This window comes from Halostagnicola sp. A-GB9-2, from assembly GCF_030068615.1.
In the GTDB taxonomy this organism is placed as follows: domain Archaea; phylum Halobacteriota; class Halobacteria; order Halobacteriales; family Natrialbaceae; genus Halostagnicola.
Window position 1 is genome coordinate 16,316 of sequence record NZ_JASJOC010000004.1, and the last position, 22,492, is coordinate 38,807.

Consider the following 22,492-nt stretch of genomic DNA (forward strand, 5'->3'; position numbering starts at 1 on the left):
CGCCGACTGCGGGGTAGTCCAATGACGGGATCGAACGCACTGAAAGCCGATCCGAAGCTCTACGCTATTCTCGCGCTCGCCGGCGTCGGCGTGCTCTCGAGTACGCTCGTCTCCCCGGCGCTGCCGGGGATGGCGTCGACGTTCGACCTGACGGAGGCTCGAGTCGGGATGGTGATGACCGCCTTCTTCCTGACGGCGGTGGTCGCTATCCCGACGGTCGGCGCCGTGACGGATATCTGGGGTCGACGGACGGTGTTTCTGTGGTCGCTGCTGGTCTACGGCGCGGCCGGGGTGCTGATCGGGTTCGTCGACACCTTCGCGGTAATCCTGCTCCTCCGTGCGGTTCAGGGGTGTGCCTTCCCGGGCCTGCTTCCGATGGCGATTACGCTGATCGGCGACCTCTACGACGGAGCTACCGCGACCACGGCGCAAGGGTATCTCACGAGCATTACCGGCCTCGGCGGCATCGTCTCGCCGCTGGCCGCCGGCGTTCTCGTGGACGTCTCCTGGCGGCTCCCATTCCTGTTGTATGGCATCACGTTCGTCGCGTTCGTCATGTGCTATTTCTGGCTCCCGGAACCCGATTCGTCGCCAGACCCTGGTTCTTCGAAGGGAGTTTCTGCCGGCAGCAAATCCGACGCCTCGCCGAACCCTGAGGCTGGAACGCTCGAGAACCCCGGCACTGGAACGCCTGGAAACCCGGACACGCTCCCGTTGGGCGACACGCCCGCTCCGGCCGTTAGTTCCCGCATTGGCACGATGGTACGGGAAGTCTGGAACGCGCTCACGAGGGAGGCCGGTATCGTCATCTTCGGCGTTATCGTCCTCTTTTTCGTGCGCTACGCGCTGTTTACGTTCATCCCACTGTACGCGGTGACGGTGCTTGGAACCAGCGAGTTGATCGGCGGCGTGGCGGTCGCCGTCCTGGGGATCGGACGGTTCGTCGCCGCCCCCTACGCCGGATGGCTCGCCACCCGCATCAGCCGCCCGACGATTCTGGTCTCGAGTCTACTCTGTTTCGGCGCGGGAACCTGGGCACTCCTCCTGACGACCGATACCTGGGCCGTCATCGCCATCCTCGGACTGACGAGCATGGGCGACGGCCTCTTCGATCCGGTCGCGAACGATATCGTCACGATGAGCGCCCCCGCCGACGTCCGCGGGCGCATCGTCAGCGTCCTTGAGGTCGGAAAGACGGGTGCGATTTCGGTGTCGCCGGTCGCGTTCGGATTCTTGCTCTCGGTCAGCTCCTACGCGATGCTCTTTCTGACCGGCGGGGCGCTCATGGCCGTGACCGCGGTTATCGTCGGAATCGTCCTGTTCGACGGGTAATACAGGAATCGGTACGCAATTTTGGAATCTGCAAAATTCCGATACCCCCGCCACGGATGTGCAAGTACAACGGCTATTCCCGTTCGCACGAACCTACGGGTATGCCATACCAATTCGAATGCCCGCGGGAGCGCTGTTCGTTCATGCTCCGGGCCGACGGCGACGGGGAGGCGGAAACGCTAGCCCGAGCACACGCTCGAGTCGCTCACAGTTCCCGGATCGCGCCGGCAGATCTCGACCGATGGATCAAACCGATCGAGACGGCCTGAAACGGGATATTATCGGAAACGGAACCGCCCGTACGCCAAAAACAACTAAGTAGCTCGGAGAGCGTGGTGAAACTAATGGATGGGGACCCCGAGGAGGGGATGTTGTCGTGGGACGAATCCGTGTTCCGCAACGAACACGTCTTCGAGATCGACTACGTCCCTGAGACGTTCAAACACCGCGAGAGTCAGACCCAGAGCCTGACCTACGCCTTGCGCCCTGCGGTTCGAGGGTCGCGCCCGCTCAACGTGATGGTTCGGGGACCGCCCGGGACCGGCAAGACCACCTCGATTCAGAAACTGTTCGATGAAGTCGGCGCACAGACCGGGGACATTCGGACGATTCGGGTCAACTGTCAGGTCAACTCGACGCGCTACTCGGTGTTCTCGAGACTGTTCGAGGGAACCTTCGACTACGAGCCACCCTCTTCAGGTATTTCCTTCAAGAAGCTGTTCGGCCAGATCGCCGAGAAACTCGTTGAGGAGGATCGCGTCCTCGTCGTTGCACTGGACGATGTGAACTACCTCTTCTACGAAAACGAGGCTTCGGATACGCTCTACTCCTTGCTCCGGGCTCACGAGGAGTATCCCGGCGCGAAGATCGGCGTCGTCGTCGTTTCCTCGGATCCGACCCTCGAGGTGATCGACGAACTGGACTCGCGCGTCCAGAGCGTGTTCCGCCCCGAGGACGTCTACTTCCCGGTGTACGACCAGCCCGAGATCGTCGACATCCTCGACGAACGAGTCCGCAAGGGGTTCAACGAGGGCGTTATCACCCGAGATACCCTCGAATACGTCGGCGAACTGACCGCCGACAGCGGCGACCTCCGGGTCGGCATCGACCTGCTTCGACGGGCGGGACTCACCGCCGAGATGCGCGCCAGTCGCGTCGTCGAGCGCGAAGACGTCGAGAACGCTTATGAGAAGTCCAAATACGTGAGCCTCTCCCAGAGCCTCTCCGGGCTCAGCGACACGGAACGTGCTCTGCTTGAGGTCATCGCCACCAACGACGGCGAACAGGCCGGCGACGTTTACGAGGCCTTCCGCGAAGAAACCGAACTGGGCTACACCCGGTATTCGGAAATCGTCAATAAACTCGACCAACTCGGGCTGATCGAAGCCGATTACGCCGAAATCGACGGCCGCGGTCGATCACGGTCGTTGACGCTCGCCTACGAGAAAGAGGCGGTGCTGGATCGGCTCGAGTAGCTCGCGGCGGACGCTTCTCCGCGTATCGTTCCGACATGCATTCGCCAGCCGAACGCCCACCGGTCGGCCGGCCGTATCGCCGATATGGAGCGAGACGAATTTTATCAGACCATCGAACGGCGGGCAGAGCTCGCGGACCGCGACGACGCGGCTGACGCGACTCGAGCCGTATTGGGAACCCTCGGCGAGCAACTCGAGACCGCCGATGCACAACGACTCCACGGGGAACTACCCGAGAAGATCGGCGACGAACTCACGCACGGGAGCGACGACGAACGACTCGCCACCGAGGAGTTTCTCCGGCGCATCGAAAAGCGCACCGACAGGGCGGATACGGGCGAGACGGAGACGATCACGCTGGCAGTCGTCTCGACGGTGATCGAACACGTCGACGAAACGGAGCGAGAGACGCTTCTGGACCGGTTCGAGGCCTTTGGCTACGACGATCTGTTCGAGGATCTCGACACGGTCGCGACCGAGTAAGCGGGAGGGCCGGTAACGAGAGCGCCGCCTGCAGGTGCTCCCCAACCCCTCAGGGAGCGGCCCGCTGTGGGGCCGGACATGGACCAGATGCAGTTTCTCGAGGCCGTGAACGAACGAATCGACGGGGGAAAGCGGGGCGGCATTTACGACGAGACCGCGATTGACGCGACGCGGGCGGTTGAGCGAAGATCAGGCGACCGACATCGCGGCACAGCTTCCGAGGGAGTTGAGCGGTCCGCTCACTGACGGCGGGTCGGGCCGTCGGTTTCCCAAGTCGGAGTTCGTCGCTCGAGTCGACCAGTTCGAGCACATCGGCTTCGAGGAGTTGCTAGCCGAGACGAACGCCGAGGTGGACGTGCAAGATCGATCGTCGAGGGAATCGTATCGAGGCCGTCTCGAGTATCGGTTATTCGGGACGGCGAGAATACGCTACTCAGGCCTGATCGAGGTTCTCACGGTAGTCCTCGGCGTGTTCGAGCGCGCGGTCGACGGCCGACTCGGTTTCGCCGCCCGCTCGTTTCTTTAGCTGACGAAGGGTGTTGAGGTGGGTATCGAGGACCGCGTGATCCACGTCGTCGGCGTCGGATGCGAGTTCGGCGAACTCGCCCGCCGCGTCGCGAAGGTCGTCGCGAACGTCGTCGTCCGCGGTTTCGACGGCGTCCTCGAGTTCCGTGCGAGCGTTCTGAAGTTTGGTAGCGGCCATACCCAGACGCCACCACGACATCGCCCAAAACGCTGTGGGTCCCCTTCGAAGACTGCCGAACCAGTTCGGTTCAGTCGCTCGGGTCGAAGCGGGAGAACCAGGAACCGTCGCAACCTTTGCCGAGTTTGACGACGGCCGAATAGCGTTCGGTCTCACCGAGACGGCCAGAATCGAGCCTCTGTACGGCTGAAGAGGAGGTCAGTTCCGGAAAAACGGCGCGAGTCCGTTCACGGTAACGGTGGGAATCGACCCCGAAATACACATATATATTTCTCGAGACCAACACCTCGACAGTGACAGTTCCAGCGCGGAACGGACTCTCTCGTCGGGACTACCTCCGAATGGCCGTCGCGGTCGGCGGAGCCAGCGCCATCAGCGCCTGCGTCGACGAGCAGGACGATATCGACGTTCCGACGGGAACCGACGACGACTCGCTTCCCGAGCGCCAACACGCCTGGGACGGGTTTCTCGAGACCGACGATGACGGCAACGTCCAGCCGCCAGAACACCACGTGCTGGTTGCACTTTCCCTCGAGGCCAAACTCGACGATGGCGACGGCGACTCGTTCGACGACGCGCGCGAAACCGTCGAGACAAGTCTCCGAACGCTCGAGCGAGCCTACGAGTGGAGCAACGACGGACTGCTGTTTACGATCGGCTACACGCCTTCGTACTTCGACCGATTCGACGGGGAGCTCCCCGAAGCCGTCGACCTACCGGAGCCGGAGCCGTTGACCGTCAGCGAGGATCCGGCGTTCGACGAGTTCGACGCGGTGATCCACCTCGCGAGCGACCATGCCGATGTCGTGCTCCGGGCGGAAGAGGCGCTCTTTGGCGAACTCGAGGAGCTAAACGACGAACCGGTCGAGGACGATCTGACGGGCGTGTTCGAGCGACTCGACGACCACCGCCGAACCGGGTTCGTCGGCGAGGGCCTCCCGGCCGAACACACGGACGTCGGTGGCGTTCCGGACTCCGTTCCGGAGGACGCTCCGTTTTTCATGGGCTTTCGATCCGGCTTTCGGGAGAGTCAGGCGACCGAAGACCGGGTCACCATCGAAGCGGGGCCGTTCGCCGGGGGGACGACCCAGCAGCTCTCCTCGATGGGGATTCAACTCGAGGTCTGGTTCGAACAGGAAAACCACACCCAGCGCGTGATGAAGACGTTCAGCCCGGAACACGCAGAAAAGGATCTGGTGGGCGAGGTCGGCGAAGCGTTGGGAGCCTCGAGCGGACTCACCGACGAGCGGATCGAGGCGACCGAAGCAGACGCGACGAACCCCGGCGTCGTGGGACACGCCCAGAAGGCCGCGCGGGCTCGAGAAAACGGCAATCCGCTTCTCTTGCGGCGGGACTTCAACACGGTCGACGGCGATAGTCCGGGCTTGCACTTCCTCTCGCTCCAGCGCGAACTCACGGAGTTCCGGGCTGTTCGAGACGCGATGACGGGTGCAGATCTCGACGTGCAGACCCTCAACAACGGGATCATGGGCTACATCTTCGTCGACCGACGAGGGAACTACCTCGTCCCGCCTCGATCCCATCGCTCGTTGCCACCGGCGTCGCCCGAATAGTCGACCCCAAAGCGAACGATTACACCAACCAATGTCAGACACAGACAACACGAAGCGGCGAATCGATCGACGACGATTTCTCGTACACGCAGGCGCAGCTGCAGGGATTGCGGGCCTTGCAGGCTGTACGCTCGAGCTCGACGACGAATCGGCGGATCCGGATCCGAGCGACGACCCCGCGATGCCCCAATTTTACGAAATCGAGGACAAACCGGACGCGGTCTATCTGCCGACTCACCGCGAGGCGATGCGGATGCTCGAGCCGGTCGAAGCGGGCGAGTACACGCTCGCACCGATGCTCTCGTACCCGCATCCCTTCTGGATCATCAGCGGGAACGAAATCCAAGAAGAAGTGCCCGAGGACGGCAACGGCGTCCACCTCATGATGACCGTCTGGGACACCGACACCGGCATCGTCCTCCCCGTCGACAGCGGCGCACAGCTTCGAGTCGAGAAAAACGGCGAACAGGTCGGCTCGCCGCGGACTCCCTGGCCGATGATCTCCCAGCAGATGGGCTTTCACTTCGGCGACAACGTCACTCTCGAGGAGGACGGAACCCACACGGCCGAGGTGACACTTCCTCCGCTCGACGTTCGAACGACGGGCGAACTCGAGGGCAAGTACGAGGAAACCCAGACGCTTTCGTTCGAGTTCGAGTACGACCAGGAGTTCCGCGAGGAGGTCGTCGCCGGCGTCGAGTACTTCGATGAAGACGAGTGGGGCGAACTCGGCGCGCTCGAGCCGATGGACCACGGAGAACACGACCACAGGGACAAGGAAGATCACCACCACGAAGACGACGATCACGAACACGGCGACGACGGTCACCATCACGACGAGGAAGACCACGAACACGGCGACGATGACGATCATCACGACCACGAACACGATGCTGACGGCGAGCACGATGATCACGCACACGTTCCCTACTCCGAGTTGCCGCCCGCCGAGGAGTATCCGGGCACCCACCTCAAGCCGGCCGACGGCGACGAGGAGGCCACGAGCGGCGACGCCGTTTTCGTGACGACACTGTTCGAGCCCGGTTCACGGCTCGTCGACGGCGACGAGCAGTATCTTCTCGTCTCTCCGCGGACGCCGTACAACCGCGTTCCGCTGGCGGACATGTCGCTGTCGGCGTCCGTCGACGACGGCGAATCGGTCTCGCTCGAGCAGACGATCGACGACGAGTTCGACCTCCACTACGGCGGGCCCCTCGAGGACGTTGAATCGGGCGACGACGTGACCGTCGAGATCGACTCGTTCCCGCAGGTCGCGCGCCACCAGGGGTACGACACGGCGTTTCTGGACATGCCGCCGGTCGAACTGACGGTTCCGGAGGTCGACGAATGACGACGGGACGGCTCGCTCGAGGCGCGGTCGTGGTCGCGGTCTGTCTGGTCGCGAGCGCGCTCTTGGTCGCGCCGGTCGGTGCCGGGGACGGCTCCGCGGTCATGTCGTTCGACGACGAGGACGTGACGGCCGCCCCAGGTGAAACCGTCGAGGTCGACGTGCTCTTCTCGAGTCACGGCGACGGCTCAGGAAACGGCGTGACCGATATCGATGTGACCGTTGGCCACGACACCGACAACCTCTCGGTTGCGAACGTCGAGTACGGTACCTGGTTCGAGGAGGAGATAGACGGCGACGAGGTCGAGATCCACCGGACGAACGAGGTAGACGAGGAGACCGGCAACGTCACGATCCAGAAAGAGCGCGATCCACCCGGTGACGGCACGACGAACTACGCCCCGGTCGCGACGATCACGTTCGAGGTCGACGAAGACGCCGAGCTGGGTCCGACCGAACTCGAGTTCACGGACAGTTCGGCGGGCACATCTGGAGACTACCGACAGAACGCGATCGAGCGGACCGGAACGATCGAGATCGAGGAAGCGACGGGTGACGAGCCGATGCACGGCTTCGGTGCGGCCGTTGCACTCGGATCGCTACTGCTTGCGGTGCTCGTGGGCCTCCGGCGACGGCGGTAAGCGGCTCGGTTACTGGCCGGATTGGGGTAATTTGCTCGAGTGGCACTAATCGAGAGGGAAATCAGTCGTCACAGCCATCAGCAAAAAGTCGAGGGCGGATGTCTGAACGAATCAAGGACGGGTTCAATGGACTGCGAATAAGTATCAGCACGTTAATTCTTCGTATCCCTTGTCACCGGTGACTTCCACGTTGAATTCTCGTGGCCCACCAAATGTTACCCAGATATGGTTGCAATCATCCGCAGTAACCGTTTTCTCAACGTCCTCTGGAATAGAAATCCGCTCTAATTCTTCTGCAGTAGCATAGAGAAGCGAGTACTCTGCCGGTTCTGTTGACCACGATGAGTCAACGATCTCATACGTATTCGCATCAACTTCGACGGTGTTATCATAGACTTGTTCGCCGTCACGCGATAGCTGAAGCTGTATAGATTGCGAATCTTCAGTTAAATTATCGACGAGCATATTCCCCATTCGAATACCGCTATCAGAACTGAACGGTAGTGAATCTGAACAACCAGAGAGCGTCGAAATACCGATTGTAGCAAGTACACATCGACGAGACAGTATAGATTCGTTCATAGTGTCAATCAATACCGATACTTAATAAGTGTTTTTTCCATTAGTCTTCTGTATGGTATTTGGTAGTCACTGTACGGCGCTGGGTTCATCTCGCTTCTGCTCTGTTTACCAACGTCCAATCGCTCCGGTACGACTACTTAACCCCGATTGCGCACCTGTTCGTTCGGTCAATTCTCCATCTTCTATCGACTCGAGCCCCCGCCTCGAGCGCCAAGCGTGCGGGTAAAGTGCCTCGAGTCCCTATTCGGGTCATCGTGAGCGACACTCGAGGCCCACTACAGCCGGACCGTCCTGACGCCGCCGAGCCGTTCGAGGTCGACGCACCCTTCGACCCCGCCGGCGACCAACCCACGGCAATCGAGGAGTTAGCCGAGGGATACCTCTCGGGAATGGACAGACAGACCTTGCTCGGCGTGACGGGATCCGGAAAGACCAACACCGTCTCGTGGACGGTCGAGGAGATCCAGAAGCCAACGCTCGTTATCGCCCACAACAAGACCCTGGCGGCCCAGCTCTACGAGGAGTTCCGGAGCCTCTTCCCGAACAACGCCGTCGAGTACTTCGTCTCCTACTACGACTACTACCAGCCCGAGGCCTACGTCGAACAGAGCGACACCTACATCGACAAGGACGCCTCAATCAACGACGAAATCGACCGCCTCCGCCACTCCGCGACGCGATCCTTGCTGACTCGAGAGGACGTCATCGTCGTCGCCTCGGTGTCGGCGATCTACGGCCTCGGTGACCCGCGAAACTACATCGACATGTCCCTGCGGCTCGAGGTCGGCGAGGAGGTCGGCCGCGACGAGTTGCTCGCCCAGCTCGTGGACCTGAACTACGAGCGCAACGACGTAGACTTCACGCAGGGGACCTTCCGCGTGCGCGGCGACACCGTCGAGATTTACCCGATGTACGGCCGCTACGCCGTCCGCGTCGAGCTCTGGGGCGACGAAATCGACCGTATGATCAAGGTCGATCCCCTCGAGGGCGAAGCCAAGGGCGAACAGCAGGCCGTGCTCGTCCACCCCGCGGAGCACTACTCCATTCCGGAGACGAAACTCGAGAACGCGATGGACGAGATCCGGGACGACCTCGATTCCCGAATCAGCTACTTCGAGCGCAAGGGCGACCTCGTCGCCGCCCAACGGATCGAGGAGCGGACCTCTTTCGACCTCGAGATGATGCAGGAGACGGGCTACTGTTCGGGAATCGAGAACTACTCGCTGTACCTCTCGGATCGCGACTCCGGAGAGGCACCCTACACGTTGCTCGATTACTTCCCCGATGATTTCCTGACCGTCGTCGACGAATCCCACCAGACGATCCCCCAGATTCGGGGCCAGTACGCCGGCGATAAGTCCCGAAAGGACTCGCTGGTCGAGAACGGATTCAGGCTCCCGACGGCCTACGACAACCGCCCATTGACCTTCGAGGAGTTCGAGGAAAAGACCGACCGGACGCTGTACGTCTCGGCGACGCCGAGCGACTACGAACGCGAGGAGAGCGAACAGATCGTCGAACAGATCGTTCGTCCGACCCACCTCGTCGACCCAGAGGTCGAAGTTTCGCCAGCCAGCGGACAGATCGACAACCTGATGGATCGGATCGACGGCCGTATCGAGCGCGACGAACGCACCCTCGTGACGACGCTCACCAAGCGGATGGCCGAGGACTTGACCGAGTACCTCGAGGAAGCCGGGGTGAACGTGGCGTACATGCACGACGAAACGGACACCCTCGAGCGCCACGAGATCATCCGGTCGCTCCGATTGGGTGAGATCGACGTGCTGGTCGGAATCAACCTGCTCCGGGAGGGCCTGGACATCCCCGAAGTGAGTCTCGTCGCGATTCTCGACGCCGACCAGGAAGGATTCCTCCGCTCGGAGACGACCCTCGTCCAGACGATGGGCCGTGCAGCCCGGAACGTCAACGGCGAGGTCGTCCTCTACGCCGACGAGCCCTCGAGCGCAATGGAAGACGCGATCGAGGAAACCCAGCGTCGCCGCCGAATCCAGCAACGACACAACGAAGAACACGACCTCGAGCCGACGACCATCGAAAAGGAGGTCAGCGAGACGAACCTGCCGGGGAGCAAGACCGACACCTCGAGCGTCTCCGGACGCGACCTCGAGGACGACGACGAAGCCGCCCGGTACATACAGGAACTCGAAGATCGAATGGAAGAAGCCGCGGAGAACCTCGAGTTCGAACTCGCGGCAGACATTCGAGACCGAATGCGAGAGGTCCGCGAGGAGTTCGAACTCGAGGGCGGCGACGAGGGAATCGCGCCGCCGGCAGAAGAGTTCTGAGGAGGCCGCTCGTTCGCATCGATTGCAATACGACGTGAATCAACAGCGGGTATTTTTCCCTCGTTGCACAAAATCAGACAGTGTCCGAGGAGATGAAACGAGGCATAAAGGGATGACCGAACGTCCGAGATCATCACAACTCGAGCGTGTACACTACTTCCCGCCGTTTCTTGCCGCCGATTTCGACCTCTCCTTCGCCCGTTCGTTCGAACCCCTGTGACTCGTAGAACGCCTGCCCGCCCTCGTTGCCCGCCAGATCCATCGCTCGCATTCGATTCATGTTGAAATCCTCGAGGTTCGCCCGAAGGCGCTCGTGGAGCCCGGTTCCGATGCCGTCGTTCTGGTGGTCGGGATGGACGTACAGTCGAAGGATGTCGCCCTCGTCTCCCTCCACGACGCCGTGGGTGAAGCCGACGATTTCGTCGTCGACGACGGCGACGAGAAAGGCCGTTCCCGGTCTCGAGAGGGCGCGCTCGAGGGCCTCGTCGCTGTACCACTCTGCGACCGTTTCCTCGATCGTCTCGAACTCGAGTTCGTCGTAGGTGTCGTGCCACGTCTCCCGGGCGACGGAGCGGATTGCCCGGCGGTCGGCTTCCGTGGCTGGTCTGATCTCCATGGTCGTGCCTCCCACAGCGATCACGAAAGAACTTCCACCCGAACTGAGGGGGTTCAATTCGGGATCCGGGACCGCAAGTCAGACTCGAGCCCGAGTGCAAAACCCGCTCGAGCCGTCGTCACACCTCGAGCGTGTACACCAGTTCCGGGTAGAACTCGCCGTCGATCTCGACCTCGCCCTCCCCGGTCTGCTCGAAGCCAAGCGACTCGTAGAAACCCCGACCCTCGTCGTTGAACGCGAAGTCGATCAGCTGAATGCGCTCGATATCGTAGGCCTCGAGTTGGATTCGGAGTCGCTCGTGAAGCGTCGTCCCGATCCCGCGGCCCTGATAGTCAGGGTGGACGTATAGCCGAAGCACGTCCGCGGTGTCGCCGTGGACGATGGCCTGAGCGAAGCCGACGATATCGTCCGCCGCCTCCTCTTCGGCTTCGTGACCAGCATTTTCGAGTTCGGTTCCGTCGTTAGCGTCCTCGACCGTCTGACTGTCGCCTCTCTCGCCCTCCTCCTCGAGTTCGACGACCAGCACCACTGTTCCGGGTGCCTCGAGCGGAATCGCCTCCTCGCCGTACCACTCGTCGATCGCCCAGTCGATCGTCTCGGGCTCGAGTTCGTCGTAGGTGTCGTGCCAGGTTTCCCTGGCCACGTCGCTGATCGACTCGAGGTCCTCGGCCGTCGCGAGTCGAACGTGCATACCCGAAATTGGGCGGAGAGTGGTAAAGGTGTTCTCGATGTTCTATGAATTACTCTCTGCTGCAATGGACCCCTTGTTCGAGAGAAGCGGGCTCACTTCAGTTCAGAGAGCAGGGAGTTCGCTCAGCTCCGAATTTCAAAGCCGCGGTCGCGAAGCAACTCCGGGATGCGGTCCTGATGGTCGCCCTGTAGTTCGATCCGACCATCGTCGACCGTTCCGCCGGCTCCGACTGCTCCCTTGAGATCCGACGCGACCGATTGAACTTCCGAATTCGAGAGGTCGAATCCCTCGATGATCGTCACCGGCTTCCCGTACCGGCGGGTTTCCATCCGAATCGAGAGCTTCTGTTGGGAGGTCTCGAGGTCTCCCTGACTGTCGAGTTCGTCGAGTAAGTCGTCGAGCGGGTCGTCGTTTGACACGGAGTACCATTGTACGCCGCGGGGTATAGACCTAACCCTGCATCCCAAGGGCGAGTAGCAGACAGCTGTCGGGCTGTTCAGCGAGACGGCGTAATCGAGACGACATCCTCTACAGTCGCGACTTGATCGTCTCCGCCGTCTTCTCCCCGACACCGGCGACGCTCCGCAGATCCTCGAGGGTCGCCTCGCGGACGTTCTCCACGCTCCCGAACCGCCCGAGGAGCTGTTTTCGCGTCTCGGGGCCGACGCCCGGCACGTCGTCTAGTACCGTCTTCACCTCGTCGCGGATCGTCTGGTGATACTGCACCGCAAAGCGGTGGGACTCATCGCGCACGCGCTGGAGAAGGTGCAGGTGCGGGGCGTCCGACGGCCAAGAAAACTCCCGATCGGGGGTGATAACCTGCTCCTCGGCTTTCGCCAGGGCGATCGCTGGCACGTCCCAGCCGACGGTCTCGAGCGCGTCTCGAGCCGCCTCGAGCTGTCCCGCTCCGCCGTCGATCAACAACAGGTCGGGGTCGGGGCGGTCGTCTCGACCCTCGACGGCTCGGCGGGCGCGCCACTCGAGGAGGGCTCGCATGTTGTCGTAGTCGTCGTTCTGGTCGGTGAGCTTCTTCCGGCGGTAGTCGGCCTTCTCGGCGTTGCCGTCGACGAACGCGACGTTGCTCCCGACCGCCGACTTCCCCTGGGCGTGGCTCACGTCGAAGCCCTCGATTCGGTCGGCGGACTCGAGTCCGAGCGCGTCGGCGAGCATGCCACACTCGTCGCGGCCACCGACGTTTCTGCGGGCGTTTTTCAACGCGAGGTCGACCAGCTTCGCCTCCCGGCCGGCACCCGGAACGCGGACGTCGACGCCTTCGGCCTCGAGCCAGGCCGCGACCTCCTCGTCGCCGTGGCGTTCGGGCAACAACAACGCGTCGGGAAGGTCCCGTTCGGCGTAGTACTGGACGAGAAACGCCGCGAGGACAGACGCGATGCGCTCGCTCTCGTGGTCCGGAGCCGGCGCGTCGACGCCGTGTCGATCGCGTTCGACCAGCTTGCCGTCCTCGGCGCGGAGTTGGGCGACCGTCGCGTCTTCGCCCTCCACGGCGACGCCCAACACGTCGACGGCTCGTTCGTGGCCCGCCGACTGGACGGCTTCGCCGCCCTCGCCGTGGAACGCCTCGACGGACTCGAGGCGATCTCGGAGGTTGGCCGCGCGTTCGAAGTTCTGCTCCTGGGCCGCGGCGTCCATCTCCCGGCGCAGTGGGTCCGCAAGGATCCCCGTCTCGCCCTCGAGGAATCGTTCGACCGCGGTCGCGTCCTCACCATAGCTCTCGAGGTCGATCTCTCGCGTACAGGGCGCGGTACAGAGTCCCATCTCGTAGTCGAGACACGGCCGGTCTCGACCCGAGTACTTGTGATCCGAACAGCCACGGACGCCGTAGGTTTCCCGCAAGGCCTTCAGGACCGTTTCAACCCGCCCTTTGTTCGTGTACGGGCCGAAAACGGTCGCGGACTCGTTGGGATCGCGCGTGATCTCGATTCGGGGTGCCACGTGGTCGGTCAACTGCACCATCGGGTACGACTTGTCGTCTTTCAGCCGGACGTTGTAACGGGGCTGGTGGCGCTTGATCAGGTTCGCCTCGAGCAACAGCGCCTGGGTCTCCGTGTCCGTGACGGCGATTTCGATGTCGTCGGCGCGGTCGACCATCCGCCGTATCCGCGCGCTCCGCGGATCGGCATAAGACTGCACGCGATCCCGGAGGTCGACGGCTTTGCCGACGTAGACGGTAACGTCGTCGGCTCGAAACTGGTAGACGCCGGGCTCTCGCGGTAACGATGTCGCGCGCTCGCGAACCGTCTCGGCGTTCATCGGCGGGCCTAGGGAGTCGAGGGGTTTCAGCCTACCGTCACAGCGTCTCCCACACCGACTCGAGGTACCGACTTCCCCAAAACCCCGACGCGATACTTTCTCGGTGGTCGACCCGCAAGAACGAATCATGAGTGACTCGACGGAACGGTGCTGGCTGGTCGAGCGGACGTTCGATGATCGAAATCTCGTGACCATCGTCTATGCGACGCCCGACGGCTCGCGGTATCACCAACGGGAGCGATCGGCGATGTCCTTACAGCAGGGTTCAGCGGTGACCGCGGCGACAGATATCGACACGGACGAACTCGAGATGGTGTCCGATGAGGAGACTCGAGAGCGCTACGCCTCGGAAGTCGAACGAACGGCAGAAAAGTACGATCCGGACGATCCGATCTAAGCGTGTCGATCTAACACGGATTTACAGGGTTTTAGAATGCCTATCAGGTTTTCTGGTCGTTATCGTCAGTGGAAAAACCTTATCGGCTCCCAGTGAGAGAGGCCACCTATGGCCGCGATAGAAGCCAATGCCCTGACAAAATCCTACGGCCAAACGCTCGCGCTCGAGAACCTCAGCTTCGAGGTTCGCGAGGGTGAGGTGTTTGGTTTTCTGGGTCCCAACGGTGCTGGAAAGTCCACGACGATCAACATCCTCCTCGACTTCATCCGGCCGACCGCCGGTGAAGTAAGCGTCCTCGAGATGGACGCGCAGGCACAGAGCCGAGACATCCGCCAACGAACCGGCGTCCTCCCTGAAGGATTCGAGACCTACGACCGGCTCACCGGCCGTCAGCATCTCGAGTTCGCCCTCGATTCGAAAAATGCCGACGACGATCCGGACGAACTCGTCGAACGCGTCGGCATCGCCGACGCGATCGACAAGAAAGCAGGCGGCTACTCGAAGGGGATGTCCCAGCGACTCATGCTCGCGATGGCGCTGATCGGCGAACCCGATCTCCTCATCCTCGACGAGCCCTCGACGGGACTCGACCCGAACGGGGCCCGCGAAATGCGAGAGATCGTCCTCGAGGAAGCAGACCGCGGTGCAACGATCTTCTTCTCGAGTCACATCATGGAGCAGGTCGAAGCAGTCTGTGACCGCGTTGGCATCCTCCGCGAGGGAGAGATGGTCGCGATCGATACGGTCGAAGGGCTCCGTGACTCCGTCAGCGGCGGAACCACGCTCCGCGTGAGCGTCGACCGCATCGACAACGGCGTGGTCAACGAAATCCGCGCGCTTCCGGAGGTATCCTCCATTAGAACCGACGAGAGCCCGCCATCGCTCATCGTCGAGTGTAACGGGTCGAAGACGACGGTGCTGAACGAGATCGAAGAACAGGGACTCGAGGTCAAAGACTTCCAGACCAAGGAAGCGTCGCTCGATGAAGTGTTCCGATCGTACACAACGGAGGCTCGAGTATGAGTTCGGTCAATCCGGGAAGCGTTCGAGCGATCGCGAAGAAGGACTTTCAGGACGCCGTGCGTTCGTGGCTGTTCTGGGGACTCAGCGTCTTTTTCTTCTTCATCATCGTCGGGCTCGGTGCGCTCGTCGGGTACCTCGAAGACGAGTTCTCCACGGAAGCACTGATTTCGATCTTGAGTCAAAGCACGAGACTCATCATCCCGGTTATCGCGATCGTGCTCGGCTGGAAGGCCATTGCGGGTGAGCGGGAGTCGGGCAGCATCAAGGTGTTGCTGTCGTTGCCGCATTCCAGACGGGACGTTATCCTCGGAAAGCTTCTCGGACGATCGGCGGTTCTGACAGTTTCGCTGGTGATCGGCTTCCTCCTCGCAGGTGCCGTCGTCGGGATAATGATCGGTTCCTTCGCAATCGGTGACTTCCTCGGCCTGCTGGCGATTTCGATCATCTACGGGATCGCATATACGAGTATCGCCGTCTCGATTTCGTCACTGACTCGATCGACGACAGTCGCCGCCGCAGCCGGCTTCTTCGTCTTTGCCCTCTTCTATATCATCTGGAATATCATGATTATCGGACTCGACATGCTGAGAATGCAGGGGTACATCTCGGGTGTCGAATACACCTTCACGGCTAACGGGAATCGGTTCCAGACCGAGCGGCTCCCCGATTGGGCCCTGTTCATCAACAACATCGACCCCGGTAATGCGTTCGCAAACGCGCTAACCCTTACCACAGAAGCGAGCGGATTAGAGGGAGCGGGGATGGTCCAAGATCGAGCCTTCGCGGACGGAATTCCGTTCTTCCTGCAGGATTGGTTCTCGTTCGTCGTCTTGCTACTCTGGATCGTCCTTCCGGTGGTTGTCGCACTCTTGTGGTTCGACCGGACCGATCTGTAGTCCGCTCGGACGCCACCGTTCACGATTTCGTTTCCGGGTGACCGATCTGTTTCGGTTTGTAGTGTCGTGATTGAAAAACTCGTCTACTTCTCGGATTCGAGAACCGATTGCAGCGCCGTCGAAAGCTCCTCGAACCGCTCTATCGAGAGCGGATCCGTCGTCACCCAGATGCCAGCATCGCCGGCGATAACGCGAGTGAGGTAGCCGTTTTCGAACATCCGTATCGTCGCTTCGTACTCCCCGAGTTGGGAGTTGCGGTAGGCCGACTGCGACCGAAAGCCCAGCGCCTCGTGTTCGGCGAAGCCGACGAGGTCTGCGGTCTGCTCGAGATCGGATCTGAGATACAACTGTTCGACGTCGTCTTTGGTGAAGTAGGTGATACTTCGGAGTTCGTCGCCGACCGCCGTTCGACAGACGCTCTCGAGTTCGTCGGCCAACTCCCGATCAATGCTACCGTTACTCATAGACTATGATTGGAGCGGCTGGTTAATAGCGTGACGGTGACGGAAACCGGACAGACTCAGCCAACCATGGCGATTGCGGTGAAGAGCTAGCTCTGCGTAATTTCTTCTATTAGTTCAAACCCGTCTTTGAAGACAATCTGGCCGGCAAAGCCGTGAGCTTCGAAGGCCACGTACTTGGTATGCTGTTGACGACCACACGCGATGAAAACACCCGAATCGGCGACCCAAACGGAGTGGTGACGAGTCCAACGGCCACGACGGCGATGAGAAGAACGCGCCTGAAGGGCGTGAGAAGTGCCGATTCGGAGGAGATAGTACGCGGTTCCGAATCGGCTCGAATAAAATTTCTGCACTGCTAATACGTGAACCCGAATCCCCACTTCGTGCATCGCTCCACGTCCGTGCTCGAGGTCGATTGCCGTCCAACAACGACTCCAGGGGCTCGTTTCCGTTGACGATCGGGGCGTCGTTCGATCCCGCATCGCATTTCATCCGGGTCTTCGTCGATAAGAATCAGTGTTCCGGAGACGTTACCGGTGGCGTCGTCGGAGTTTCACGCGGTACCTCACGAACCGTCGACCCACCGCCGTTAATAGCTGAAGAACCCGTCTACGAACATCAAGACCGCGAGCGTCGCGATCGCTACGAGGAGAATCACCCCTCCGTTCAAATGGCTGAGAAACACCCTCCAACTCGCGAACCCGACGGCTGCCGAGAGCAAACACAGTGCCAAGAGACGGCGATCCGACGGCATCTCAATGATGGTCACTCTGTCCGGGACCAATTATCTCTTTCCATTTGCAATTAGCATAAACGCTTAGCTCGGCATATACGACACCATATTTAAATTTAAAATCTTGCGTGAGAATATAGGTGCTGTGGAACCGTGGTCGGAGGCACCTCGGAGTACGTCGTTCGGTTGCTTACCGATGCCCGCGGTGAGAGCGGGAGCTACCAGGTGAACGTCGACTACAAAGCCCGGGGAACGACCACCTCCACGACGGGCAACGCATCTACGGAACTCTTCATCTTGCTTCGAAACATGTCGAACGACACGATCGTAAAGGAACGAATAGAAGACCTGGGGTGGTCCAGTGGGGACGAAAAAACGGGTTCCGCGCAGTTTGAGCTAACCGACGGAAGCATCCATCAATTCGGCGTCGAACTACGGGCCTCCGCATCGGCAATCGTGGAGTACACCTACAGCGATTACTGGGGCCGTGATTCGAGAGCGCGGCGTCGACGGGTGGATATCGACCGCCTCGCTATTCAGGAACTCTAACCGGCCGGCAGCCGAGCGTTTCGACGGGTCGTCGACACCGACCGGTTGCATACCACCGACGAAGTGACTCAGAGGGAAATTGCCGTTTCCTCACTCGCCCTCGAGATCGATCCCGTGCTCTACGAGAAACTCCCGGAACTCGCCTTCTTCGAGCACGTCCACGTCGTTTTCCTCGGCGTCCTCGAGCTTCGTCGCCCCCGGACTCTCGCCGATGACGAGGTAGTCGGTGTTCCCCGAGACGCTTCCCGTCGCGTTCGCGCCGTGGGCTTCGACGGTCTCCTGTGCGTCACCTCGAGTGACGCCCTCGAGCGAGCCAGTGAAGACGAAGGTGAGCCCGTCGAATTCGTTACCGGCGTCGGTCTCGGTGTCCACCTCTTGGGGCGAAACGTGCTCGAGCACGTCGTCGACCGCCTCGGCGTTTGCCTCGCTCGCGAAGAACTCGTGGATCGTCTCGGCGACCGTCTCACCCACGTCGTCGACCCCCTCGAGTTGATCCGGTTCGTCCTCGACTACCTCGCGAAACGCGGCGAACGTACCGAACTCCCGTGCGAGTTCGCGTGCGGTCGCCGGGCCGACGTGGGGAATGCCAAGCGCCGAGAGAAAGTCCGGAAGCGGCGGATCGCGGGCCTCGGCGAGTTCCGAGAGCAGGTTGTCCGCGCTGGTTTCGCCCCAGCCCTCGAGGGCCGTGAGTTCCGCCCGCTCGAGTTCGTAGAGCGAGGCGATGGAGTCGACGAGGCCGGCCTCGACCAGCTGGCGGACGCTCTTTTCGCCGAGGCCCTCGAGGTCGAGGCCGTCATCGCTCGCGTAGTACTCGATCGAACGCCGAAGTTGGGCGTCGCAGGCGAGGCCTCCAGTACAGAAGGCCATCGGGCCGTCGCGTTCGATCGGACTCTCACAGATCGGACAGCGCTCGGGGAGTTCGTAGTGGCCCTCGCTCGCTTTCTCGATTACCTCCTCGACGTAGGGAATCACGTCGCCCGCTCGCTGGACGCGGACGGTATCGCCGACGTTGACGTTCTTCTCAGCGATTTCGTCGGGGTTGTGCAGGCTCGCTCGAGAGACGGTGACGCCGCCGACGTCGACCGGCTCGAGCAGGGCCACTGGCGTGACCCGCCCAGTTCGACCTATCTGAACGGCGATATCGACGATCGGGGTTACCTCCGCGCGTGCGGGGAACTTGTAGGCGAAGGCCCACCGGTCGTGACGAGCCGTTTGGCCCAGTTCCTCGCGAGCTTCGCGGTCGTCGACCTTGATCACGACGCCGTCGATTTCGTAGGGGAGGTCGTCTCGAGCCTCGAGCAGTCGATCCCGGTAGTCGATGGCCTCCTCGATCGCATCTCCCGATCCTTCGTCACCTGCGGCGTCCGCGGAACTCCGTTCTGCGCTTTCGACGACCTCGACGCGGTCGTTCGTCCGCAGGCCGAGTTCCGGGAGCCGCTCGAGTTCCTCGCGGTGGGTGTCCTCGAGCTCGCTCGACTCGAGCACGTCGAAGTAAAAGACCTCGAGCGGGCGCTGTGCGACCACGGTCGGATCGAGCTGACGAATGGTTCCCGCGGTCGCGTTTCGCGGGTTCGCGAAGGGCTCTTCGCCGCGTTCGATCCGGTCACGGTTGTGGGCCTGAAATTCGTCTTTGGGCATGTAGACCTCGCCGCGGACGGCGAGGAAGTCGGGCGGATCGCCGTGGAGCTTCTGAGGAACCGAACCGATCGTGCGCGCGTTTCGGGTCACGTCGTCGCCTTCGTGGCCGTCACCGCGAGTCACCGCCCGCACCAAGCTCCCTTCCTCGTAGACGAACTCCATCGAGACGCCGTCGAACTTCGGCTCGCAGACATAGCTGATATCCTCGACGCCCTCGCCTTCGCCGACCTCGTTGCGAACCCTGCGATCGAACTCACGAACGTCTTCGGCGTCTCCGCTCTGGTCGATCGAGAGCATCGGCGCGACGTGTTCTACGGTCTCGAACGCGTCGATGGGCTCCCCGCCGACGCTTCGGGTCGGGCTGTCGGGATGGGAGAGCGAGAACGCGCCCTCGAGTTCCCGAAGCCTGGCGAAGAGCGCGTCGTACGTTCTGTCGGCGATGATCGGATCGTTCTCGACGTAGTAGCGACGGTCGTGTTCGCGGATGGCCGCCCGGAGCTGCTCGACCTGATGTTCGGCCTCCTCCGCCGAGAGCTCCTCGAGGGGGACAAATTCCGTCGGCGGATCTCGGAGGTAGGGGTTGTCGTCCGAAGATTCGTCGGCGACTGACATTACTCAAGGGTAAACGCCGGTCCGTTAAAGTCGCTGTCTCTCGTGTCGGCATCGGACGGCCAAAAGAACCGAATAGGTAGACAGTAGCCCGCTGTTTGGCGGTGCGACGTCACTGTCCACTCGAGGAAACAGTGGATCCGCAAGCCGGATCCGTGACAGTATCACGACGCGCCGTTCAGACAGACGGAGTCTCGAGATTCCACCCGGGATCCTGACCGGTCCGTTCGATAAGGTCGGATCGACACGCCGGGCAGTAGTCGGGCGTCGCAGTCGCACTTCGGGGAACGTAGACCGCACCGTTGCACTCCACGCACGCATCAGAAACGATGGTCGCGCAGTCGACGCAGACGTTGAAATCGTCGACCGTGAGTTCACGCAGGGGTTCGAGTTGTTTGTCCAAGAGATACTCGTCGATGACCGCCTGACAGTTTTGGCACGGTTTCATGTCGATGCACTCGGTACCATGTGACAGTAACACAAAGTTCTGTCGTCCCCCGTGTAACCCTGCCGCAACTTCGCCGTCGGGGAGATTTCGATGGCAACCGAGGAGATTAGAGACAGCTCCTACTGTCCGACCGAAAACCTGAACTGGTTTATTCCCGGCCTGAAAACCATCGGTCGATGACCATCGTCGCTTTCGACTTCGACGGAACGCTCTCCGATTCAGAAATGACCGTCCTGCTCGGCGACCGATGCGGGGTCGCCGACGAGATGGAAGCGATCACCGAACGCGCGATGAACGACGAAATCGGCTACGCGAAGAGTCTCCGCGATCGCGCAGCGCTGCTCGAGGGACTCTCCGAAGCCGAGGCCCAGTCCGCCTTCGACGAGGTCGAACTCCGCGAGGGAACGGCAGGGCTGATTCGATCGCTCAATGACGCCGGCGTCACCACCGCGATTCTGACCGGCGGCTTCAAGCGCGGCGTCGCGACGGCGCTCGAGGGCGAGGGCGTCGCCGTCGATTACATCGTGTCGAACGAACTCCCGATCGAAGACGGTGAACTAACCGGAGACGTCGAGGGTCCCCTCATCGAAGGGACGAAAGATACCGCACTCGAGAGCCTCGCCGGCGACGTCGGGGTCTCGATGGCGGAAACGGTTGCCGTCGGCGACGGTGCGAACGACCTCCCGATGCTCGAGGTTGCCGGACTTCCGATCGGGTTCGATCCGAAACCGGCCGTCGAACCGGCCTGCGAGGTCGTCGTCACGTCGATGGCCGAGGTTCGAGATACGTTGCTCGCCGAAGGCGTCCTCGATCGAACGTAAAGACGAATAGTCGTCCGAGCGACATCGATTCTCCCGAGTCGGTTCCTGTGAGACGAGCTACGACGATACCTCGTCGGACTCGGACTGAACCGAGTCCGCTGTTCGCGAACGGGGTGACTCGGTTCGTCCAGACAAGTGATAGACGAACACTGCGATTGCTCCCCCAATCAGCGCGATCGAGAGCACGGTGCCAACCGTCGTCAAAACCAGCGACGAGTCGACGGCGACCGCGATCGCTTCGGACTCTTCGGCCCCCGCCCCGCCAGTAGCGGTCCCCGTTCCCTCTTCCTCGGGAATCCAGGTCGAAATCTCAGCAAGAACGACCGAGAGGAGAACGTAACTCGAGACGAAGAACGTTCCGGCTATCGCACCGCTTTTGGCCGTTTCCTTGAGTCTCGCTTCCCGCAGTGTCTGGACGAGGAGAAAGCCGGCGGTCGAAAGCACGACGATCGGAACGAGCGCCGTTACGTGGGACGTAAGGCTACTGTACACGCTGAACCCCATCTATATCGGCTCCTCGCCGTTCATGATCGTTGCACCCTGACTCCCTAACACGGTTAGCCCGGTGACCACCCACCGGCTCGGTTCCTGGTCTCCCCCTGCGAACAGTCCGGCGGAGAACATCGCCCCTACTAACTGGTAACATATCGCATAGACCGCGACGAACGAACCGACGCCGAACCCGAGTCCGACTTTACTCGAGCGGACGACCGATCCGACGAGTGCGAGTCCGTCACGTCCCGGATCATCGCCGCCACTCGAGGCGTCGCCCGAACCTACCTCGTCTTCCTGTTCGTCCACCGCTGGGCCTTTGTCGTACTCGAGTTGTCTGTCCATTGTCACAATTATTTCAGGCAAAAGGAATGTGCGTTTCGGTCTAGCGGAGTGG

26 protein-coding genes are annotated in these 22,492 nt (G+C 61.5%); 15 read left to right on the forward strand and 11 right to left on the reverse strand.

Features of this window, described 5'->3' with window-relative positions; translation table 11 throughout:
• The first annotated feature begins 21 nt into the window (after positions 1–21).
• The 6 genes from QNM96_RS11165 to QNM96_RS11190 all read left to right on the forward strand — a co-directional run bounded on the left by QNM96_RS11165 (position 22) and on the right by QNM96_RS11190 (position 3,816).
• On the forward strand, positions 22–1,332 hold the full coding sequence (locus QNM96_RS11165; protein WP_283836411.1) for an MFS transporter: 1,311 nt from the start codon (positions 22–24) through the stop codon (positions 1,330–1,332).
• Between the two features lie 101 nt (positions 1,333–1,433).
• Positions 1,434–1,601 (forward strand): hypothetical protein, encoded by a 168-nt coding sequence (locus tag QNM96_RS11170; RefSeq protein WP_283836413.1) that lies wholly within the window; start codon positions 1,434–1,436, stop codon positions 1,599–1,601.
• A 75-nt stretch (positions 1,602–1,676) separates the two neighbouring features.
• Positions 1,677–2,807 carry an ORC1-type DNA replication protein gene (locus QNM96_RS11175; protein ID WP_283836414.1) on the forward strand — a complete coding sequence of 377 codons (1,131 nt, stop codon included), beginning with the start codon at positions 1,677–1,679 and terminating at the stop codon, positions 2,805–2,807.
• 84 nt (positions 2,808–2,891) lie between these two features.
• A complete protein-coding gene (locus QNM96_RS11180) occupies positions 2,892–3,290 on the forward strand; it encodes a DUF2267 domain-containing protein (RefSeq protein WP_283836415.1) in 399 nt (132 codons plus the stop codon).
• Between the two features lie 87 nt (positions 3,291–3,377).
• A complete protein-coding gene (locus QNM96_RS11185) occupies positions 3,378–3,536 on the forward strand; it encodes a hypothetical protein (RefSeq protein ID WP_283836965.1) in 159 nt (52 codons plus the stop codon).
• Complete coding sequence (locus QNM96_RS11190) at positions 3,517–3,816, forward strand: hypothetical protein (protein ID WP_283836949.1); 300 nt, start codon at positions 3,517–3,519, stop codon at positions 3,814–3,816. The genes QNM96_RS11185 and QNM96_RS11190 overlap by 20 nt, the downstream gene beginning before the upstream one ends.
• Here QNM96_RS11190 and QNM96_RS11195 read toward each other — a convergent pair.
• The gene (locus tag QNM96_RS11195; RefSeq protein WP_283836416.1) at positions 3,724–3,993 is read right to left on the reverse strand and encodes a hypothetical protein; all 270 of its coding nucleotides are present in this window, start codon (positions 3,991–3,993) and stop codon (positions 3,724–3,726) included. The two genes, QNM96_RS11190 and QNM96_RS11195, sit on opposite strands and share 93 nt — an antisense overlap.
• A 293-nt stretch (positions 3,994–4,286) precedes the next feature.
• On the opposite strand from QNM96_RS11195, the gene QNM96_RS11200 reads away from it, so the two are divergent.
• From QNM96_RS11200 to QNM96_RS11210, 3 genes are read left to right on the forward strand one after another with little or no spacing between them, the layout of a single operon-like run.
• Positions 4,287–5,567: a Tat pathway signal protein gene (locus QNM96_RS11200; RefSeq protein WP_283836417.1), complete on the forward strand. Its 1,281-nt coding sequence runs from the start codon at positions 4,287–4,289 to the stop codon at positions 5,565–5,567.
• A gap of 31 nt (positions 5,568–5,598) precedes the next feature.
• Complete coding sequence (locus tag QNM96_RS11205; protein ID WP_283836419.1) at positions 5,599–6,918, forward strand: hypothetical protein; 1,320 nt, start codon at positions 5,599–5,601, stop codon at positions 6,916–6,918.
• Entirely contained in the window at positions 6,915–7,556 is a 642-nt protein-coding gene (locus tag QNM96_RS11210) for a cohesin domain-containing protein (protein WP_283836421.1), read from the forward strand. Before QNM96_RS11205 ends, QNM96_RS11210 begins: the two co-directional genes overlap by 4 nt.
• A gap of 144 nt (positions 7,557–7,700) precedes the next feature.
• Here QNM96_RS11210 and QNM96_RS11215 read toward each other — a convergent pair whose 3' ends face one another.
• Entirely contained in the window at positions 7,701–8,138 is a 438-nt protein-coding gene (locus QNM96_RS11215; RefSeq protein ID WP_283836422.1) for a hypothetical protein, read from the reverse strand.
• Between the two features lie 254 nt (positions 8,139–8,392).
• Here QNM96_RS11215 and uvrB point away from each other — a divergent pair, with 254 nt between their 5' ends.
• The gene (uvrB, locus tag QNM96_RS11220) at positions 8,393–10,447 is read left to right on the forward strand and encodes an excinuclease ABC subunit UvrB (RefSeq protein ID WP_283836423.1); all 2,055 of its coding nucleotides are present in this window, start codon (positions 8,393–8,395) and stop codon (positions 10,445–10,447) included.
• A gap of 133 nt (positions 10,448–10,580) precedes the next feature.
• On the opposite strand, the gene QNM96_RS11225 is transcribed toward uvrB, so the two are convergent.
• The 4 genes from QNM96_RS11225 to QNM96_RS11240 all read right to left on the reverse strand — a co-directional run bounded on the left by QNM96_RS11225 (position 10,581) and on the right by QNM96_RS11240 (position 14,025).
• Entirely contained in the window at positions 10,581–11,063 is a 483-nt protein-coding gene (locus QNM96_RS11225; protein WP_283836424.1) for a GNAT family N-acetyltransferase, read from the reverse strand.
• 118 nt (positions 11,064–11,181) lie between these two features.
• The gene (locus QNM96_RS11230) at positions 11,182–11,754 is read right to left on the reverse strand and encodes a GNAT family N-acetyltransferase (protein WP_283836425.1); all 573 of its coding nucleotides are present in this window, start codon (positions 11,752–11,754) and stop codon (positions 11,182–11,184) included.
• Positions 11,755–11,876: 122 nt separating this feature from the next.
• On the reverse strand, positions 11,877–12,173 hold the full coding sequence (locus tag QNM96_RS11235) for a translation initiation factor (RefSeq protein ID WP_283836426.1): 297 nt from the start codon (positions 12,171–12,173) through the stop codon (positions 11,877–11,879).
• Positions 12,174–12,282: 109 nt separating this feature from the next.
• The gene (locus tag QNM96_RS11240) at positions 12,283–14,025 is read right to left on the reverse strand and encodes an excinuclease ABC subunit C (RefSeq protein ID WP_283836427.1); all 1,743 of its coding nucleotides are present in this window, start codon (positions 14,023–14,025) and stop codon (positions 12,283–12,285) included.
• 127 nt (positions 14,026–14,152) lie between these two features.
• Here QNM96_RS11240 and QNM96_RS11245 point away from each other — a divergent pair, with 127 nt between their 5' ends.
• From QNM96_RS11245 to QNM96_RS11255, 3 genes are all read left to right on the forward strand, one after another.
• Positions 14,153–14,422, forward strand: coding sequence for a hypothetical protein (locus QNM96_RS11245; protein WP_283836428.1), 270 nt, complete (start codon positions 14,153–14,155; stop codon positions 14,420–14,422).
• A 108-nt stretch (positions 14,423–14,530) separates the two neighbouring features.
• A complete protein-coding gene (locus QNM96_RS11250) occupies positions 14,531–15,445 on the forward strand; it encodes an ABC transporter ATP-binding protein (RefSeq protein ID WP_283836429.1) in 915 nt (304 codons plus the stop codon).
• Positions 15,442–16,341 carry an ABC transporter permease gene (locus QNM96_RS11255; protein WP_283836430.1) on the forward strand — a complete coding sequence of 300 codons (900 nt, stop codon included), beginning with the start codon at positions 15,442–15,444 and terminating at the stop codon, positions 16,339–16,341. The genes QNM96_RS11250 and QNM96_RS11255 overlap by 4 nt, the downstream gene beginning before the upstream one ends.
• Positions 16,342–16,424: 83 nt before the next feature.
• On the opposite strand, the gene QNM96_RS11260 is transcribed toward QNM96_RS11255, so the two are convergent.
• Positions 16,425–16,805 carry a hypothetical protein gene (locus QNM96_RS11260; RefSeq protein ID WP_283836431.1) on the reverse strand — a complete coding sequence of 127 codons (381 nt, stop codon included), beginning with the start codon at positions 16,803–16,805 and terminating at the stop codon, positions 16,425–16,427.
• Between the two features lie 886 nt (positions 16,806–17,691).
• On the opposite strand from QNM96_RS11260, the gene QNM96_RS11265 reads away from it, so the two are divergent.
• Positions 17,692–18,087 (forward strand): hypothetical protein, encoded by a 396-nt coding sequence (locus tag QNM96_RS11265; protein WP_283836432.1) that lies wholly within the window; start codon positions 17,692–17,694, stop codon positions 18,085–18,087.
• 90 nt (positions 18,088–18,177) lie between these two features.
• On the opposite strand, the gene ligA is transcribed toward QNM96_RS11265, so the two are convergent.
• On the reverse strand, positions 18,178–20,337 hold the full coding sequence (ligA, locus tag QNM96_RS11270) for an NAD-dependent DNA ligase LigA (RefSeq protein ID WP_283836433.1): 2,160 nt from the start codon (positions 20,335–20,337) through the stop codon (positions 18,178–18,180).
• A 175-nt stretch (positions 20,338–20,512) separates the two neighbouring features.
• Positions 20,513–20,782, reverse strand: a complete 270-nt coding sequence (locus QNM96_RS11275) for a hypothetical protein (protein ID WP_283836434.1) — start codon at positions 20,780–20,782, stop codon at positions 20,513–20,515.
• A gap of 176 nt (positions 20,783–20,958) precedes the next feature.
• On the opposite strand from QNM96_RS11275, the gene serB reads away from it, so the two are divergent.
• Positions 20,959–21,603, forward strand: a complete 645-nt coding sequence (serB, locus tag QNM96_RS11280; RefSeq protein WP_283836435.1) for a phosphoserine phosphatase SerB — start codon at positions 20,959–20,961, stop codon at positions 21,601–21,603.
• 57 nt (positions 21,604–21,660) lie between these two features.
• On the opposite strand, the gene QNM96_RS11285 is transcribed toward serB, so the two are convergent.
• Both QNM96_RS11285 and QNM96_RS11290 read right to left on the reverse strand, forming a co-directional pair.
• Complete coding sequence (locus QNM96_RS11285; protein WP_283836436.1) at positions 21,661–22,107, reverse strand: hypothetical protein; 447 nt, start codon at positions 22,105–22,107, stop codon at positions 21,661–21,663.
• Positions 22,108–22,440, reverse strand: coding sequence for a hypothetical protein (locus QNM96_RS11290; protein ID WP_283836437.1), 333 nt, complete (start codon positions 22,438–22,440; stop codon positions 22,108–22,110).
• Positions 22,441–22,492: the final 52 nt, after the last annotated feature.

Bases quoted from the DNA above. Each gene is read 5' to 3' on its own strand.
- QNM96_RS11275 (WP_283836434.1), bottom strand. From the start codon at position 20,782: ATGAAACCGTGCCAAAACTGTCAGGCGGTCATCGACGAGTATCTCTTG.
- QNM96_RS11215 (WP_283836422.1), bottom strand. From the start codon at position 8,138: ATGAACGAATCTATACTGTCTCGTCGATGTGTACTTGCTACAATCGGT.
- QNM96_RS11225 (WP_283836424.1), bottom strand. From the start codon at position 11,063: ATGGAGATCAGACCAGCCACGGAAGCCGACCGCCGGGCAATCCGCTCC.
- QNM96_RS11230 (WP_283836425.1), bottom strand. From the start codon at position 11,754: ATGCACGTTCGACTCGCGACGGCCGAGGACCTCGAGTCGATCAGCGAC.
- QNM96_RS11260 (WP_283836431.1), bottom strand. From the start codon at position 16,805: ATGAGTAACGGTAGCATTGATCGGGAGTTGGCCGACGAACTCGAGAGC.
- QNM96_RS11210 (WP_283836421.1), top strand. From the start codon at position 6,915: ATGACGACGGGACGGCTCGCTCGAGGCGCGGTCGTGGTCGCGGTCTGT.
- QNM96_RS11285 (WP_283836436.1), bottom strand. From the start codon at position 22,107: ATGGGGTTCAGCGTGTACAGTAGCCTTACGTCCCACGTAACGGCGCTC.
- QNM96_RS11240 (WP_283836427.1), bottom strand. From the start codon at position 14,025: ATGAACGCCGAGACGGTTCGCGAGCGCGCGACATCGTTACCGCGAGAG.
- QNM96_RS11245 (WP_283836428.1), top strand. From the start codon at position 14,153: ATGAGTGACTCGACGGAACGGTGCTGGCTGGTCGAGCGGACGTTCGAT.
- QNM96_RS11185 (WP_283836965.1), top strand. From the start codon at position 3,378: ATGCAGTTTCTCGAGGCCGTGAACGAACGAATCGACGGGGGAAAGCGG.
- QNM96_RS11290 (WP_283836437.1), bottom strand. From the start codon at position 22,440: ATGGACAGACAACTCGAGTACGACAAAGGCCCAGCGGTGGACGAACAG.
- QNM96_RS11250 (WP_283836429.1), top strand. From the start codon at position 14,531: ATGGCCGCGATAGAAGCCAATGCCCTGACAAAATCCTACGGCCAAACG.
- QNM96_RS11195 (WP_283836416.1), bottom strand. From the start codon at position 3,993: ATGGCCGCTACCAAACTTCAGAACGCTCGCACGGAACTCGAGGACGCC.
- serB (WP_283836435.1), top strand. From the start codon at position 20,959: ATGACCATCGTCGCTTTCGACTTCGACGGAACGCTCTCCGATTCAGAA.
- QNM96_RS11255 (WP_283836430.1), top strand. From the start codon at position 15,442: ATGAGTTCGGTCAATCCGGGAAGCGTTCGAGCGATCGCGAAGAAGGAC.
- QNM96_RS11170 (WP_283836413.1), top strand. From the start codon at position 1,434: ATGCCATACCAATTCGAATGCCCGCGGGAGCGCTGTTCGTTCATGCTC.
- QNM96_RS11165 (WP_283836411.1), top strand. From the start codon at position 22: ATGACGGGATCGAACGCACTGAAAGCCGATCCGAAGCTCTACGCTATT.
- ligA (WP_283836433.1), bottom strand. From the start codon at position 20,337: ATGTCAGTCGCCGACGAATCTTCGGACGACAACCCCTACCTCCGAGAT.
- QNM96_RS11180 (WP_283836415.1), top strand. From the start codon at position 2,892: ATGGAGCGAGACGAATTTTATCAGACCATCGAACGGCGGGCAGAGCTC.
- QNM96_RS11205 (WP_283836419.1), top strand. From the start codon at position 5,599: ATGTCAGACACAGACAACACGAAGCGGCGAATCGATCGACGACGATTT.
- QNM96_RS11175 (WP_283836414.1), top strand. From the start codon at position 1,677: ATGGATGGGGACCCCGAGGAGGGGATGTTGTCGTGGGACGAATCCGTG.